At 64.0% G+C, this 14,208-nt stretch carries 14 protein-coding genes and 1 pseudogene; 7 read left to right on the top strand and 8 right to left on the bottom strand.

Annotated elements, in window-relative coordinates:
- The first annotated feature begins 123 nt into the window (after positions 1 to 123).
- The 4 genes from QM615_RS13400 to QM615_RS13385 all read left to right on the top strand — a co-directional run bounded on the left by QM615_RS13400 (position 124) and on the right by QM615_RS13385 (position 3,745).
- Entirely contained in the window at positions 124 to 711 is a 588-nt protein-coding gene (locus QM615_RS13400; protein WP_080733473.1) for a TlpA family protein disulfide reductase, read from the top strand.
- A gap of 97 nt (positions 712 to 808) precedes the next feature.
- Entirely contained in the window at positions 809 to 2,308 is a 1,500-nt protein-coding gene (locus tag QM615_RS13395) for a multicopper oxidase family protein (protein WP_032375791.1), read from the top strand.
- 121 nt (positions 2,309 to 2,429) lie between these two features.
- A complete protein-coding gene (locus QM615_RS13390; RefSeq protein ID WP_032375711.1) occupies positions 2,430 to 2,786 on the top strand; it encodes a BlaI/MecI/CopY family transcriptional regulator in 357 nt (118 codons plus the stop codon).
- Positions 2,783 to 3,745, top strand: a complete 963-nt coding sequence (locus QM615_RS13385; RefSeq protein WP_032375712.1) for a M56 family metallopeptidase — start codon at positions 2,783 to 2,785, stop codon at positions 3,743 to 3,745. Before QM615_RS13390 ends, QM615_RS13385 begins: the two co-directional genes overlap by 4 nt.
- A gap of 670 nt (positions 3,746 to 4,415) precedes the next feature.
- Here the strand turns inward: QM615_RS13385 and QM615_RS13380 are convergent.
- Both QM615_RS13380 and QM615_RS13375 read right to left on the bottom strand, forming a co-directional pair.
- On the bottom strand, positions 4,416 to 4,892 hold the full coding sequence (locus tag QM615_RS13380; RefSeq protein WP_231578189.1) for a rhodanese-like domain-containing protein: 477 nt from the start codon (positions 4,890 to 4,892) through the stop codon (positions 4,416 to 4,418).
- Between the two features lie 17 nt (positions 4,893 to 4,909).
- A complete protein-coding gene (locus QM615_RS13375; protein ID WP_230595438.1) occupies positions 4,910 to 6,205 on the bottom strand; it encodes a prolipoprotein diacylglyceryl transferase family protein in 1,296 nt (431 codons plus the stop codon).
- Positions 6,206 to 6,504: 299 nt separating this feature from the next.
- Between QM615_RS13375 and QM615_RS13370 the strand changes: the two genes are divergently transcribed.
- The 3 genes from QM615_RS13370 (at position 6,505) to QM615_RS13360 (ending at position 9,905) form a co-directional block, all read left to right on the top strand.
- Positions 6,505 to 6,753: an SHOCT domain-containing protein gene (locus tag QM615_RS13370; RefSeq protein ID WP_045841177.1), complete on the top strand. Its 249-nt coding sequence runs from the start codon at positions 6,505 to 6,507 to the stop codon at positions 6,751 to 6,753.
- A gap of 678 nt (positions 6,754 to 7,431) precedes the next feature.
- Positions 7,432 to 7,713, top strand: a complete 282-nt coding sequence (locus QM615_RS13365) for a hypothetical protein (protein ID WP_045841178.1) — start codon at positions 7,432 to 7,434, stop codon at positions 7,711 to 7,713.
- Positions 7,710 to 9,905 (top strand): heavy metal translocating P-type ATPase, encoded by a 2,196-nt coding sequence (locus QM615_RS13360; RefSeq protein ID WP_032401336.1) that lies wholly within the window; start codon positions 7,710 to 7,712, stop codon positions 9,903 to 9,905. Before QM615_RS13365 ends, QM615_RS13360 begins: the two co-directional genes overlap by 4 nt.
- Positions 9,906 to 10,011: 106 nt before the next feature.
- On the opposite strand, the gene QM615_RS13355 is transcribed toward QM615_RS13360, so the two are convergent.
- The 6 genes and pseudogenes from QM615_RS13355 to QM615_RS13330 form a co-directional block, all read right to left on the bottom strand.
- Positions 10,012 to 10,656 carry a DUF305 domain-containing protein gene (locus QM615_RS13355; protein WP_008720034.1) on the bottom strand — a complete coding sequence of 215 codons (645 nt, stop codon included), beginning with the start codon at positions 10,654 to 10,656 and terminating at the stop codon, positions 10,012 to 10,014.
- 85 nt (positions 10,657 to 10,741) lie between these two features.
- Positions 10,742 to 11,164, bottom strand: coding sequence for a DUF6153 family protein (locus QM615_RS13350; RefSeq protein WP_027494146.1), 423 nt, complete (start codon positions 11,162 to 11,164; stop codon positions 10,742 to 10,744).
- A 73-nt stretch (positions 11,165 to 11,237) separates the two neighbouring features.
- On the bottom strand, positions 11,238 to 12,599 hold the full coding sequence (locus tag QM615_RS13345; protein ID WP_094639403.1) for an MBL fold metallo-hydrolase: 1,362 nt from the start codon (positions 12,597 to 12,599) through the stop codon (positions 11,238 to 11,240).
- Between the two features lie 56 nt (positions 12,600 to 12,655).
- A pseudogene (locus tag QM615_RS13340) lies at positions 12,656 to 12,925 on the bottom strand (metal-sensitive transcriptional regulator).
- 77 nt (positions 12,926 to 13,002) lie between these two features.
- Positions 13,003 to 13,776, bottom strand: a complete 774-nt coding sequence (locus QM615_RS13335) for a sulfite exporter TauE/SafE family protein (RefSeq protein WP_094639404.1) — start codon at positions 13,774 to 13,776, stop codon at positions 13,003 to 13,005.
- A complete protein-coding gene (locus QM615_RS13330; protein ID WP_094639405.1) occupies positions 13,776 to 14,195 on the bottom strand; it encodes a DUF302 domain-containing protein in 420 nt (139 codons plus the stop codon). Before QM615_RS13330 ends, QM615_RS13335 begins: the two co-directional genes overlap by 1 nt.
- Between the last annotated feature and the right edge of the window lie 13 nt (positions 14,196 to 14,208).

Here is a 14,208-nt window from a genome sequence, read left to right as displayed (position 1 = left end):
GAAGATAGTAGATCGTGTAGTATGACGCTGACAGACCGGAAGACATCGTCGAGGTGAACGAGACAGAGGTGCAGGGTGCAGCGGGTGACGACACGCTGGTCCCTACTTGCGATCATCGTCATCGTGACAGTTGTTGGAGCGCTGGCATTGTGGTCTCGAGATCCCTCGACCCAGTCGGTGGGGTCCGCAGGATCGGCACCTCACGTCGAGGACGAGGATCTCCCGTCGGCAGTGATCGCTACCCGTGCTGCCCTCGAGCCGTGCCCGACCTCGTCGCCGGTTCCGTCCCCCGTAACTGGCGAGCTCGTCGGTACGTCCGCACGATGCTTGGGAACGTCGGACTTATCCGATCTGGGGACCTCCCTGGCTGGGCAACCCACATTGCTCAATGTCTGGGCGTCGTGGTGCGGTCCGTGTAGACAGGAGATTCCGGTTCTGGCCCAGTACGCCGCAGAACCGGATGCGGTTCGGGTCGTCGGTCTCAACGTCCAAGACGATGCCGATGCGGCATTGAGCCTGCTCACCGAGCTGGGAGTGCACTATCCCTCGTTCGATCAGGCCGACGCGGCGTTGCAGACACTTGACGCGCCCCCTGTCCTGCCCCTGAGTTTCTTGGTCCAGAGCGATGGAACGATCGAGCGCATCACCTCGACGCCGGTGTTCTACGACCCGAGTCAGGTGCGGGAGGCGGTAACAGCGCTTGTGCGCTGATCTCAGCACGAGCACGAGCACGAGCACCAGCACCAGCAACGCGGCGAGGATCGAACGCCCGCCGGCGGACGGACTTCTACAGAATTGGGAGATGTGTATGACCAGGCAGCGGGCAGGTGCGTTCTCGCTCACGCGCCGCAACTTTCTCGCGCTGAGCGCGGCCGGAACGAGTGCCGTCGTGTTGGCGGCATGCGGCAATGGTTCGTCCGCAGCGACAGTTGTCGGACCGGACTCCGATGTGGTGGGACAGGCCGAGGACGCGCGGCGCTCGGCCGTCGGCAGACAAGTCGATATTTCCTTGAGAGCTCAGTCGAGCACGATCGACCTCGGCGGAGTGCAGGTACAGACCTGGACTTTCGGCGACAGACTCCCCGGTGCCGAGATTCGCCTGAGCCGAGGTGATGTGTTGCGCGCACAGCTCGACAACCGCCTCGAGCAGGAGACGACGATCCATTGGCACGGAATCGCCTTGCGCAACGACATGGACGGAGTGCCGGGCCTGACTCAGCCGGCTGTGGCTTCCGGTGACTCGTTCGGCTACGACTTCACCGTGCCCGACGCGGGCACGTACTTCTTTCACCCTCACGTCGGTACCCAACTCGACAGAGGACTGTATGCACCGCTGATCGTCGAGGACCCCGCCGACGGCTCGGACTACGACCTCGAAGCCGTCCTGGTCCTGGACGACTGGCTCGACGGGGTAGCCGGCGACCCCGATCGAGAACTCGAACGGCTGCGCAGCGAGGGCATGTCGATGGGCGGCATGTCGATGAGCGCGCCCACCGCCCAGTCGCCTCTCGGTGGCGACACCGGCGACGTGAGCTACCCGTACTACCTGATCAACGGCAAGATCGCCGCCGACCCCATCGTGCTCGGCGGACGGCCGGGCCAGCGGCTGCGCCTGCGCATCATCAACGCAGCTGCCGACACGGCCTTCCGTTTCGCAGTGGGGGGGCATCCTCTCACTGTTACTCACAGCGACGGATTTCCGGTTCAGCCCGAGCAGGCGCAATGCTTGTTGATAGGGATGGGAGAGCGTTACGACGCAATCATCACCTTGCAGGACGGGGCGTTTCCGATTGTCGCCGCCGCGGAAGGTAAGGACGGGAGCGGGTTCGCTGTGTTGCGTACCGGGCCAGGCGCCGCGCCGCAGTCCTCAGTCCGGCCTGCCGAACTCTCTGCAGCCCCGGTGATGGCTGATCAACTGATGTCGCTCGATACGGTCCGCTTGTCCGCACGCGAGCCGGATCGCACGTACGACATCGCTCTCGGGATGGAGATGGGCGGGTACACCTGGACGCTCAACGGTGAGACGTACGAGCAGCACACCCCCCTCGACGTTCGCGAAGGCGAAAGAGTACGACTTCGCTTCGTCAACGCCACCACGATGTTTCATCCCATGCATCTGCACGGACACACCTTCGAGGTTGTCAACGGTGCCGGATCAGGCCCCCGGAAGGACACCTCGCTGGTCTTGCCGAACCAAACTGTCGAAGTCGACTTCGACACCGACAATCCCGGCCAGTGGCTTCTGCACTGCCACAACCTCTATCACGGGGAAGCGGGAATGATGACATCGGTGTCCTACCTGGCGTGAGCCTACGGCCGCATTCGTATTCGAGGCATGCAAACCTCTCGGACCAGGGTGCTCGCTACCGAAGGATCACGTAGCTGGCTCGTTCGACGGGATAGAGTGAACACGCGCCTAGGAGGCACTCATGCAGGGTTTGGGAGAGCTCGAAGCTCTGGTGATGGACGTGGTGTGGAATACCAGCGCCGCAGTCCGGGTTCGTGATGTCATCGATCAACTCGAGGACGGTCGAGAACCGGCGTACACCACGATTCAGACGGTGCTCGACAATTTGCACCGTAAAGGCTGGGTACACCGACAACGCAACGGACGGGCATATTGGTACGAAGCCACCCGAAGCAGGGAAGAAGCCGCCTCCGACGCCTTGCGAATACTTCTCGAATCGACCGGCGACCCGACGAGCGTGCTGCTGCACTTCGCCCGCGGCGCTTCCGATGACGAATCGAAGGTGCTCACCCGCGGTCTGAAAGAGCGTCAGAGGTGACTGCCGTACTCCTGTGGGCCCTCGGTGGGCTGTTGGTTGCGGCTGCCGCGCCATTGCTGATGAGGTCGATGATCGACAGAGGTATCGATGCGCACGTCACGCTCTTGACGTGGTCGGCGCTCGTTGTGGGCACCTTGGTCAGCATTGCGGTACCGGTCGTGCTCAGTGCGATCCCCAGTCATGGGGGCGTGACGACCCTGGTCGACATCGCACACCAATGCTGGCTCGCCCTTCAGGGCGACATACCTGCCCGCGTCGAGGCCATCGTCGGGGTTGTCGGGATTGCGATGTTGGGCTGCGGCGCAGTCCGCTGGATCGTCCACCTGAGGCGCGCAGTGTGTGAGCGACGGCGAGTGTACGAGCGGCACATCGATCTGCTGCGCATCATCGCTGGAGGCGTCGGGTTTTCCGGTTCGAATCAACCCGCGTCGACCTTGTGGCTTCCGTTGGACAGTCCTCTCGCGTACAGCGTCGCGGGACGACCGGCGATGGTCGTGGCCAGCGAGGGGCTGCGTACGCAGTTGACGCCTGCTGAAGTCGAGGCGGTCCTCGCACACGAACGTGCACACATCGATGGCCGGCATCATCTGCTCGTAGGCATTGCCGAGTCGGTGGCCTATGCGTTTCCGTGGCTACCGATCATGCGAGCGTCACCTTCGCTCGTGCGCGCTCTGGTCGAACTCGACGCGGACGCCCGCGCAGCCCGCTCGCACGGACGAGACCCCGTGCGGCGCGCTCTGACTTCGCTGCGCCCGCACCCTGTTCCTCTGCCCGCCCTCGGTATGGTTTCCGATGCCACCGTTGTGCGGCTCGATCGTCTCGCCGTGGACCGAGTGATCCCGCATGCTCCCCTCCGGTGGGCGCGGGCGTTCGTAGCGTGCACCGCCGTTGCCCTGCCTGCGTTACCAGTAGTGGCCCTGCTGGGGGCCATGACGTTGGCATCCTGCGCGGTGGGATGAAATGCCCCGCGCGGCACTACAGATCACGGGAGCGAGTCCGCAATACTCGCCCCTCGGCTTTCGGGTGCGGGAAGCGATCATCATGAGACCGACGAGCGCGAGGACCATCGCCATCGGATAGCCGACCGCGAGATCCTGCCATCCGGCGCTCGGAAGAAACCGAAGCTGCCCGAGATGAATTACGACGTGGGTCGCACCGATCACGACACCCGCCATCAGGACCACCCAACCCCGACCTTGACGGCGGCGCTCACGCTTGTACGCCTCGGTGTAGGGGCCGCCCGCGTCTTCCGACGACCGGCCGTCTCGTTCTTCGCCTGACATCGCGCGCTGCCAGCACGTCCATACGTTGTCGATCGTGAGCGAGTCGGCCGACGGAGCCGAACCACCGCCGAGGAGAAGGCAACCTGGGGCGAGGGCACGCCTGCGCTGGTAGCACTGAGGGTGACAGCGGGCGAGGTTCTGATTCGCCGGTACAGGCCGGGGCCCGTTCGACGTCGTTTGCGCCCGCTGGCAAACCGATAGGTTCACTTCCCGGCAGTAGCGGGACCATCGGCGAAGTGTCCGGTCCCGACCTGGTAAACCCTGACCAAGACGATCTCGGCATTCGATTTCACCGGATCGGTTCTGGTGCTCGACCTTCGGGGGCGGTGGTGCGGAACGTGCGTGATCATTCTCCGATGGTTCGTCCGGTGTTTCGCCACGCGAGCATGCCGCCTTGTAGTTCGACGACATCGGTGTAGCCGAGAGAGGCCAGTTCTTTCGCAGCGGTGGCGCTCATTGTCCCGGTACGGCAGTAGATCGCCAGCGGCGTGGTCCGGTCGGGCGGCAACGTCGCGGCCTGTTGTCGGATCTGGTCGAAGGGAAGGCTCGAGTCGGTTCCCGGGAGCTGGCCCTCGTCGGGGGTATGGACGTTGATCGTGACTCGGGCGGGATCGGCGATTGCGGCGGCGAAGTCAGCGGGATCGAGCAGTTCCGCCCGTGTAGCAACGGGCATCGACGCGGTGGGCTCAGAGACCTCGCCGCCGGTACATCCAGCGAGTGCAAGGACGAGGACAGTCAGTATCGATGCCGGACTACGGAGCGTCGATCGGGACACCGAATGCGGTGCCATCGCATCGAGGTGATCACCGAAAGGCACACGCATAAAAATACGTTCGGTGATCACGAGAGCACCTGCGACGCTGCGAGGACGCCGATGAGGACCGCGCAGCAGATGAGCGAGACAGTGAGTCGGCCTCGACGAGTGTGCGCGTCCACTCGAAACAGAAACAGGCCTTGCCGGACCAATGTGTATGCGGCAATACTCCCCAGGAAGACCAGCCCTCCGACGGGAAGGTCGACCTGAAGTACCGCGGCGAGCGCAACTCCCGCGATCAACAGGGCTGCAGCGGCCTCGTAGAGCTGAACCGGAATCCTCCTCGTCGCCAGGGTGCGATCGGACGAAAACAGGCCCCACCGAGATCGAGTCGGACGCCCCGAACAGCAGCCCGCCAAGAAGCATCCCGGACGACCGATCGCCATGCCGAGAAACAATCCCGGGGTGGTTGCATCCAGGACTGCGCCGACGTCCATACCCCCGAGTGCTCCGCCGATGACCAAGGTGCCGAGCGAAACGAGGAGGAAGCCTTGTATGCACGCTCCTGCGCGGATGAAAGTAGATATCGGTCGACGGTGCAAGATCAAGTACCAAACCTTGGCACCGATATATCCCAGAACGCAACTCAGAGCTGAAATTGCAACAGCAGCAGCAACATTGGCATCCATGCGTGAGAGCAGGAATCCCTGAACAATCAATGCAACCACCGCTCCCGCGGCTACCAACGCCGGCCAACTCCACACCCGCACAGCGGGACCGTATGTCAGTAGCGCAGTGCGCGCGGTGAGCACAGAGTTCTGCTGCCGTTCGCTACTGTCTGCGCCCCCGTCGATGCGTCGCGCACTCACCTCCCACTCCCCGCTGGCAATGCCCTGAATACGGGTGGTCGCGGCGAACCGGCCTCCAGCGGCAGGACGTGATTTCACGACCAGAGTCCGATCGAAACCGACCTTCTCGGTCGATGCATGGCCCTCGACTTCCACCCGCGATCCAGTGAAGCGAATCGCCACGTCGTGGCTGGGCTCGGCATCGGCCCCGCCGACACCCCAGTACGTCACCGCAAGCCCCAGCGGCTCGACCTGGGAAATCTCATCGGTACAACTGGTGGCTGGTGAGCGCTTGGGTGCGTAACTCTGCGGTGCGGGCGCAACAGCTTCAGGCGTGCGGGCACGTGGGCGCTCCGGCGGCGCTGCAGTATCGATCGTCGGTTCTGCGGCCTGGGCCGACGCTCGCGGTGGGGTAGTGGAGTCCGGCGCGAAAGCCCGGGCGACAGTGGGATGGAGTGCACCGCTGCCGGGCGAGTGGCCCCTGCTTCGAAGATAATCGGCGGCGGCGACGCTGACCGCAGAATGTGGGGCCACCGCTGAGAGGGGATGCCTTGGCTGGGGCTCAGTACGTATGGCACCGGGGTGGGGAGCCGGTGGGCCGCCCCCGGATCGTGTCGCCGTGGTTCGTCGTTTGTGCGCTTTCGATCGCGACTTGCTGGATTTCTTTCCCACAGGTTGCCTCCATCATCGCCTGTCCGGGCGACGGCGTCTCGACAGCAGTCAACTACTATGCTCGATAGTAGCTGAACTACTAAGCGTTATAGTAGGAGCTGCGGGATGACCACACTCCGCAGGTCAGCAGGTGGCTGGTGCGAGAGTGAGGAGCAGCAATGATGAATATGGGCACCATGAGTGGCGGATGGACGATGATGGCAGGAATGGCCGCGTTCTGGCTGGTCGTGATCGCTCTGTTGATCTGGGGTGCGGTTCGGCTGATGTCCGCTCGCCCGCAATCGGGGGAGGACGCGCAGGAAATCCTCGATCGTAGATTCGCGGCCGGGGAGATAGATCGAGATTTCTATCGCGCAGCGGTCGCAGAATTGGCGACCGCTGCGCTGCGCAAGCGTGCCGACACTCGGTAAAGAGCAACTGCGGTGTGACGGGCAGGCATTTTCACCGCATGTGACCGAGTTTGCGGACTGGATATGTCGGTGCGCGCCGGCTGGCCGGTAGGGCAGGGCTCGCCCGGGGCCGGTGAGCGGCAACTGTCGGCGCGTTCGAAGGCGCACCGAAACGATCAGATCGAAAGTGGAACCGAACGTGAGTGATACACCCATCTACGACTTACTCAACGCTACATCGGCGGCGCCGCAGCCCCATGGTGAACGAGACAGTATCGCTCCACCGTCCGATCTGCGGCGTCAGCGATCGACCGAACGAGCAGTTCCGCGATCTTCGAGAGTCGACACGCGGGCTCGCCATGCGCGCCGTGACACGGCGTAATTCGCCCTGCCCTGCCTCCAGTCGGTGAGAAGACTCGTAACGGAAATCGCAGCGAACGCCGATGATCCACGCGCGTGTGCAGGTACGCCCGTCGCTGTAAGGCTCAGCTGTGCCGCGGATGCATGCGCCCCTTGACCGAATCGGTATCGACATCCATGCCCGTCCGTGAGCATGACAGCGACCGCGGGTGCACCTGGTGGCCAGCCGACTGGCGCTCACGCGTTGACAACACCCTGACGGTTCTTCCCAAGGGGATCAGGAAGGGGTATGGTTCGACTTGATCAACATATACCCCTATGGGGTATATGTTGTCCGAGATGTCGAAAGCTACGCATGATCATCACGCACTGTCAGTTACGCCGGTATTGATGTACGGCCACTGTGAGCCGTCGGTCCGCAACGACGTCAACGCCGTGATCGGAATGGACACTGTCGCGTTATCGGCGGCGGCAGGGACATTCACGGTCACCAGTGCAGCCGCGCTCGTCCAGGCGCAGATCATTGTCGCCCTCGACGCCGAATACACAGCCGAACCAGAACCCACGAGTTCATGGGATGAATGGATATCGAACTCGATGGATGAGAGGACTGCACGATGAACGATCACACACACTCCGACGTCGACTCCGCGCGGACGGATCCGCCGAACAGACTGCAGCACAGCGGGCATGAAGAAGGACCCGAAATGCACACGGACGGGGCAGAGAAGGCGACTCCGCAGTCGGACCACGACACCGGCGGGCACAACGCAGAGCACGGCGGGCACACCGGTCACGGTGATCACGTCGGTATGTTTCGTCGCCTGTTCTGGGTCATGCTGGTCCTTGCCGTTCCGGTGATCGTTGCCTCGAACATGTTCGCGATGCTCCTCGGCTACTCATTGCCCGACGCAGCGTGGATTGCCTGGGTCTCTCCGGTGTTCGGAACGGTGATGTACGCCTGGGGCGGGTCTCCGTTCCTCTCCGGAGCAGTCAGCGAAATCCGTTCCCGTGCACCGGGAATGATGCTGCTCATCGCCCTGGCGATTACCGTCGCATTCATTGCGTCGATGGGAGCGAGCCTCGGCCTGCTCGATCATCAGCTCGACTTCTGGTGGGAACTGGCCCTGCTGATCGTGATCATGCTGCTCGGGCACTGGATCGAGATGAGATCACTCGCCCAGACCACCTCCGCTCTGGACTCGTTGGCGGCGTTGCTCCCGGATGTCGCCGAACGCGTCGAGGGCGACGATGTGGTGCCGGTGCCCCCGTCCGAGCTGCAGCTCGGTGATGTCGTTGTCGTCCGCCCCGGCGGCCGCGTACCGGCGGACGGCACCATCGTCTCCGGATCGGCGAGCATGGACGAATCGATGATCACCGGGGAATCACGCACCGTCCGCCGCAGCGACGGCGATCAAGTCGTCGCCGGCACTGTCGCCACCGACTCAGGTCTGCGCGTCCAGGTCACTGCAGTAGGGGAGGACACCGCCCTCGCCGGCATCGGCCGCTTGGTCGCCGACGCCCAGAACTCGACCTCGCGCGCTCAGCGCATCGCGGACACCGCCGCTGGCTGGCTGTTCTGGTTCGCTCTCGGTGCCGCGATCATCACCGCTGCGGTGTGGACTCTGGTCGGGATGCCCGACGACGCCGTCATCCGCACCATCACCGTGCTGGTCATCGCCTGCCCGCACGCACTCGGACTGGCGATTCCGCTGGTGGTCTCCATCGCCACCGAACGCGCCGCCCGCGGCGGTGTTCTGGTCAAGGACCGGCTCGCACTCGAAACCATGCGCACGGTGGACACCGTGCTGTTCGACAAGACCGGGACCCTCACCAAGGGTGAACCCACCGTCACCGCAGTCGAGGTGACCGGCGGGCGCACCGCCGACAACGTTCTCGCGCTGGCCGCTGCCGCAGAAGCAGATTCCGAACATCCACTCGCCCGTGCCATCGTCGAGGCCGCACGCGCGCGGAACCTGACGGTCCCGGCTGCAGCCGGCTTTCAGTCGTCCCCCGCCGTCGGGGTCGCAGCCGACGTCGACGGCGTCCGGATCCAGGTCGGCGGGCCGGCACTGCTCGAGCAGGAACACGGATCCGAACTCGCTGTCGCCGACCGGTGGCGCGGGGACGGGGCGATCATCCTGCACGTCCTCGCCGACGGGGCCGTGATCGGTGCCCTCGCGCTCGCCGATGAGATCCGGTCCGAGTCACGCACTGCGGTAGACGCGCTGCACGCGCGAGGAATCGCGGTCGTGATGATCACCGGTGATGCCGACGCCGTCGCGAAGTCCGTCGCCACCGAGCTCGGTGTGGACCGCTACTTCGCCGGGGTGAAACCGGAAGACAAGTCGCACAACGTCGCTGAACTCCAGAGCGAAGGCCGTACGGTGGCGATGGTCGGCGACGGAGTCAACGACGCCCCGGCTCTGGCGCAGGCCGATGTCGGTATCGCGATCGGGGCCGGCACCGACGTCGCAATCGCATCGGCCGGAGTGATCCTCGCCAGCGACGACCCGAGGTCGGTGTTGTCGGTGATCGAACTCTCGCGCGCCTCGTACCGAAAGATGAAGCAAAACCTCTGGTGGGCAGCGGGATACAACCTCATCTCGGTTCCGCTCGCGGCAGGAGTGCTCGCGCCGGTCGGGTTCGTGCTGCCGATGTCGATCGGCGCGATCCTGATGTCGCTGTCGACGATCATCGTCGCTGCGAACGCACAATTACTGCGTCGACTCGACCTCACACCCGACACCATCACCGGAGCGGTGAACGAGGGGAGTTCCAACCCTCCGTCGCAGCGCACACCGTCACTGTGAGAGCTGATCTCGTACCGGGAACGCAGCCCTGACAATTGTGGAACGTTGATGGCCGCACCTTCTCCGCCGGAGAGGATGCGGCCATCGTTGTCTATAGCGGGCCGGGTCAGCCGAGCAGCCGCTGCATGGTGTCGATTTCCTGCTGCTGGGTGGCGACGATGGTGCGGGCCATCTCCAGGGCGTCAGGATTGGAACCGTCTGCGATTTCGGTGTTGGCCATCTCGATGGCGCCGGTGTGGTGGGCGATCATCATCGTCAACCACTGGCGGTCGAATTCCGGTCCCGACGCTGCCATCAACGCGTCCATGTCCTGAGCGGTCATCATGCCGCTGCCGGAGCTGTGGTCCATCCCGCCCATGTCACCCATGTCACCCATGTCACCCCTGTCCATGTCGGGCATGGGCTGGCCCCACTCGGTGAGCCAGGTGGTCATCTGGTCCATCTCGGGCTGTTGCGCGGCGGCGATCGCCGATGCCAGCGACAGCACCTCCGGGTTGTCGGTGCGGCCGTTCGCCATGTCGGCCATCTCGACTGCTTGGGCGTGATGCGGGTACATCATCTGCGCGAACATCACGTCGGCATCGTTGAACTCTGCGGACGCGCTTGCTTGGGCCGAGGACATCGGTGCCGAGGACATCGATCCCATCGCATGGCCGTCCATCGACGAATCGGCCGCGTTGTCGCTACAGCCGACGACGAGGAACGCGCTCGCGGCGGCAGCAGCGATCGAGGCAATGACTTTGGTACGCATGAGGAAACTCCTTGCAAGAGTGGGTAGTGCAGAGAATTGGATGTCGTTCGATCCGCCGACAGACACGCGTCTGCCGGGCTCCCTGTCACACTCGCAAGGTCACCGATCTGTCCAACTCCCATAACGTCCACGGCGGCGCACGCTCAAGCGTGGAGTCGGCCCGTCCAATGATCCGGTTCACCGATGTCGGCGCCAGGTCGAGGGCTGCGCTCATCGCCGGGACCGTCAGCGCGGGCCACGACACCGTCGTGCCGACGCAGGGATGCATCATCTGGTGCCCCGACGGGCAGTCATGTTCCCCGGTCATCACCGGAACCGTGGCGTCCGTGTGGGACGGTGCTGCGAACGAGGCATGGCCGCCGCTCATCGATGTGGACATCGAGCCGGTCACGGGCATCGACATCGGTGTCACCGAATGCATCAACAGGACACCGAACACCGTCAGTGCAATCAGTAAAGCTGCCGTCGGAGCTGTGCCCCGTCGACCGTGCCGATTCACTGAGTGCATGCGGCCGATGATACCAACATATACCCCCTGGGGGTACGCCTGTCTCGTCGCGTTCGGTCGTCGAAGCATTTCGTCATGTCTTCGAGGTGTCGAGTCCGAGATCTGTTGCGCGGTTGTAGTCGTCGTCGATGAGCACCACGCTGCGATGTTCCCGGTCGAGTAGTGAGGCCGCGATCGAGGCGCGATAGCCGGAGGCGCAGTGCACCCACACTTTGCCGTCGGGAACTTCTGCGAGTCGGTGCGGCAGTTCGTGGAGGGGAATGTTGATCGCACCGGGGATGTGGCCGTCCGCGTATTCGGACTGTTGACGGGTGTCGAGCACTGCAATGTCCGAGTCCTCTGCGGCGAGTCCGGCGAAGTCGGACACTTCGTAGGACCGTACGCGCCCGTCGCTGGCGAGCGAATGAATCTCTCCGACAGCGGAGCCGGAGGGGTGGTCGATGCCGATACGTGCCAACTCCCTTGTGGCCTCGTCGATTTGATCGGATGTGTCGCCGATCAAGGTCAGCGGCGCACCCCACTGGTAGAGCCAGCCGAGGTAGGTGACGAATGTCGTCGACAGCTCGAAGCCGAGGGAACCGTCGAGATGTCCGGCAGCGAAGGCGGTGCGTGCGCGGAGGTCGACGACCCATTGTCCGTCGTCGATGCGGCGGCGTAGTTCGTCGGGGTCGACGGGTTCTGGGGTGGACAGGTCGATCGGTGCGGGGCCTTCGGTGTTGATGACGCCCATGTGGGCGTAGTACGCGGGGTAGGCCGACAGTCCTGCGATCAACTCGTCGACGTAGGTTTGTTCGTCCTGGGTCAGCGCGGGATTGGACTGTTGCTGTTCACCGATGGTCGACGAGTCGCCGCTGGTGGGGGTCGCGGAGCAGAAGCTACCGAATCCGTGGGTGGGGTAGACCTCGACGTCGGCGGGGAGTTCGGCGGCGATTCGACGGACCGAGTGGAACTGGGCATGGGTGAGCTCGTCGGTGTGTTCGGAGCCGAGTAGGTCGGTGCGGCCGGTGGATCCGTAGAGCATCGAGCCGCCGGTGAAGATCGCGATCGGTTCGTCTCCGAGTTGCAGTACGTAGCTGACGTGATGATGTGTATGGCCCGGGGTGTGCATGACCTGAAACGTCGCCGATCCCGCGTCGACGACATCGCCGTCCCCCACTGCCCGTCGCTCGAATTCGACCGGGTCACCCTCGGGCACAACGTATTCGGCTCCGGTGGCGCGTGCGAGTTCGAGGCCGCCGGTGACGTAGTCGTTGTGGATGTGGGTTTCGAGTACGTGGGTGATGGTGGCGTTCTTCTCCGCTGCCAATGCCAGGACGCGGTCGATGTCACGTTGGGGATCGATCACAACGGCGATGCCGTCGTGGCTGACCAGGTAACTGCGGTCGCCCAGGCTCGAGGTTTCGATGATGGCGATATCTGGATCGGTCGTGCTCATGGGGTACTCCTACGGTGTTGTCGGGTCGGCCTCGTTTCTGACGTGAAATGTGTCGTTCAGGCCAGTGCGAGGAAGAGTTTTTCCAGTTCCGCTTCGGTCATGGGTTCTTTGTTGTCGGCGGTCTCGCCGGTCATGCATTCGCGGAGGCCGGTGGCGACGATCTTGAAGCCGGCTTTGTCGAGGGCGCGGGACACTGCGGCGAGTTAGGTGACGACGTCTTTGCAGTCGCGTCCGTTCTCGATCATGCCGATCACTCCGGCGAGCTGGCCGTGTGCGCGGCGCAGACGGTTGAGTACCAATGCGATGCTGTCTTCGTCGCCGACCATTGCGATCTCCTGATGGTGTGAGGGTGGTAGTCGTTCCAGATTACCCCTGGGGGCATCGGGTCGGTGTGTGCGTCCGGTCATGAAAGAAAGAGTGTGTCGACAAGTACGTAGCCTGCGACGGCGAACACCAGGTAGGCGAACCACGTGCGCAGCTTGTCGGTGTCGATGCGTGTGCTCAGTCGCCCGGCGACCAGCGAGCCTGCGATCGCCGCACCGGCGAACGCGGCTGTCAGCGGCCAGTTCCCGCCGAGCCCGTCGGCCTGAGCGATCAGTCCGGCGGCGGAGTTGGCGACGATGACCACCAGCGATGTTCCGACGGCGACACTCATCTCGATTCCCAACAGCAGCACGAGTGCGGGGATGATCAGGAATCCTCCGCCGACGCCGAACAGTCCGGTGAGGACTCCGACGCCGAACCCGGTCGGGATGGACCGTGGTGCGCACCGCCGCCAGTCGATCCCGGAATTCCCTGTTTTGCAGGCAGTTCCGACATCGTCGGTGCTTCCCAGCATCCGCGCCCCGGCGATGATCATGACGATCGCGAAGCCGATCATCACGGCGGCCTCGGGCAGATGTCTTCCCAGGGCGCTGCCGACCAGGGTGCCGACGATACCGGTGGCCGCGAAGATCGCCGCCAGTCGCCACTCGACGAGCTTCGCCCGCACCTTGGGGATGGCCCCGGTCGCCGAGGCGACACCGATCACCAGCAACGAGGTCGGTATCGCCTCCGCCAGGGGCAGGTCGAGGGCGTAGACCAGAACCGGGACGGCGACGATCGACCCACCGCCGCCGAGGAGACCGAGCAGGATGCCGACGGCGACGCCGAGAACCAGGGCCAGCGTCAGGGTCATCAGCTGTGTGCTGTGTCCTGGCCACCGAGTGCGTCGATAGCGGCCTGGAGCTTGGTGGTGGCCTCGGCGGCGACGTCGGAGAGTGCTGGTTCGCCTGTCGCTTGTACCATGATGTCGGGGTTCATGGCTTCGACGATGATCGATCCGGGTGCGCTCGTGTCGGCGCGGACGACGACATTGCACGGCAGCAGCAACCCGATCTGGCGCATGACTCCGACGGCGCGGTGCGCGAGGGTGGGATTGCAGGCACCGAGGATCAGATACTGCTCCATGTCCTCGTCGAGTTTGGCCTTCAACGTGGCCTGCATGTCGATTTCGGTGAGAACACCGAATCCCTGATCGGACAGGGCTGCTTTGACGGAGTCGACTGCGGTGGCGAAGTCGGTGTCGGTCAGGGTGGTCGAGAGTGCGATGTTCATGAGGGAAATTCCT

Origin of the sequence: Rhodococcus sp. IEGM 1341, from assembly GCF_030056895.1 — a bacterium.
In the GTDB taxonomy this organism is placed as follows: domain Bacteria; phylum Actinomycetota; class Actinomycetes; order Mycobacteriales; family Mycobacteriaceae; genus Rhodococcoides.
This window is presented reverse-complemented; position numbering and strand designations above follow the sequence as displayed.

Bases quoted from the DNA above. Each gene is read 5' to 3' on its own strand.
- QM615_RS13360 (WP_032401336.1), top strand. From the start codon at position 7,710: ATGAACGATCACACACACTCCGACGTCGACTCCGCGCGGACGGATCCG.
- QM615_RS13380 (WP_231578189.1), bottom strand. From the start codon at position 4,892: ATGCGTGTGCCTTTCGGTGATCACCTCGATGCGATGGCACCGCATTCG.
- QM615_RS13370 (WP_045841177.1), top strand. From the start codon at position 6,505: ATGAATATGGGCACCATGAGTGGCGGATGGACGATGATGGCAGGAATG.
- QM615_RS13395 (WP_032375791.1), top strand. From the start codon at position 809: ATGACCAGGCAGCGGGCAGGTGCGTTCTCGCTCACGCGCCGCAACTTT.
- QM615_RS13365 (WP_045841178.1), top strand. From the start codon at position 7,432: ATGTCGAAAGCTACGCATGATCATCACGCACTGTCAGTTACGCCGGTA.
- QM615_RS13335 (WP_094639404.1), bottom strand. From the start codon at position 13,776: ATGACCCTGACGCTGGCCCTGGTTCTCGGCGTCGCCGTCGGCATCCTG.
- QM615_RS13350 (WP_027494146.1), bottom strand. From the start codon at position 11,164: ATGCACTCAGTGAATCGGCACGGTCGACGGGGCACAGCTCCGACGGCA.
- QM615_RS13390 (WP_032375711.1), top strand. From the start codon at position 2,430: ATGCAGGGTTTGGGAGAGCTCGAAGCTCTGGTGATGGACGTGGTGTGG.
- QM615_RS13330 (WP_094639405.1), bottom strand. From the start codon at position 14,195: ATGAACATCGCACTCTCGACCACCCTGACCGACACCGACTTCGCCACC.
- QM615_RS13355 (WP_008720034.1), bottom strand. From the start codon at position 10,656: ATGCGTACCAAAGTCATTGCCTCGATCGCTGCTGCCGCCGCGAGCGCG.
- QM615_RS13345 (WP_094639403.1), bottom strand. From the start codon at position 12,599: ATGAGCACGACCGATCCAGATATCGCCATCATCGAAACCTCGAGCCTG.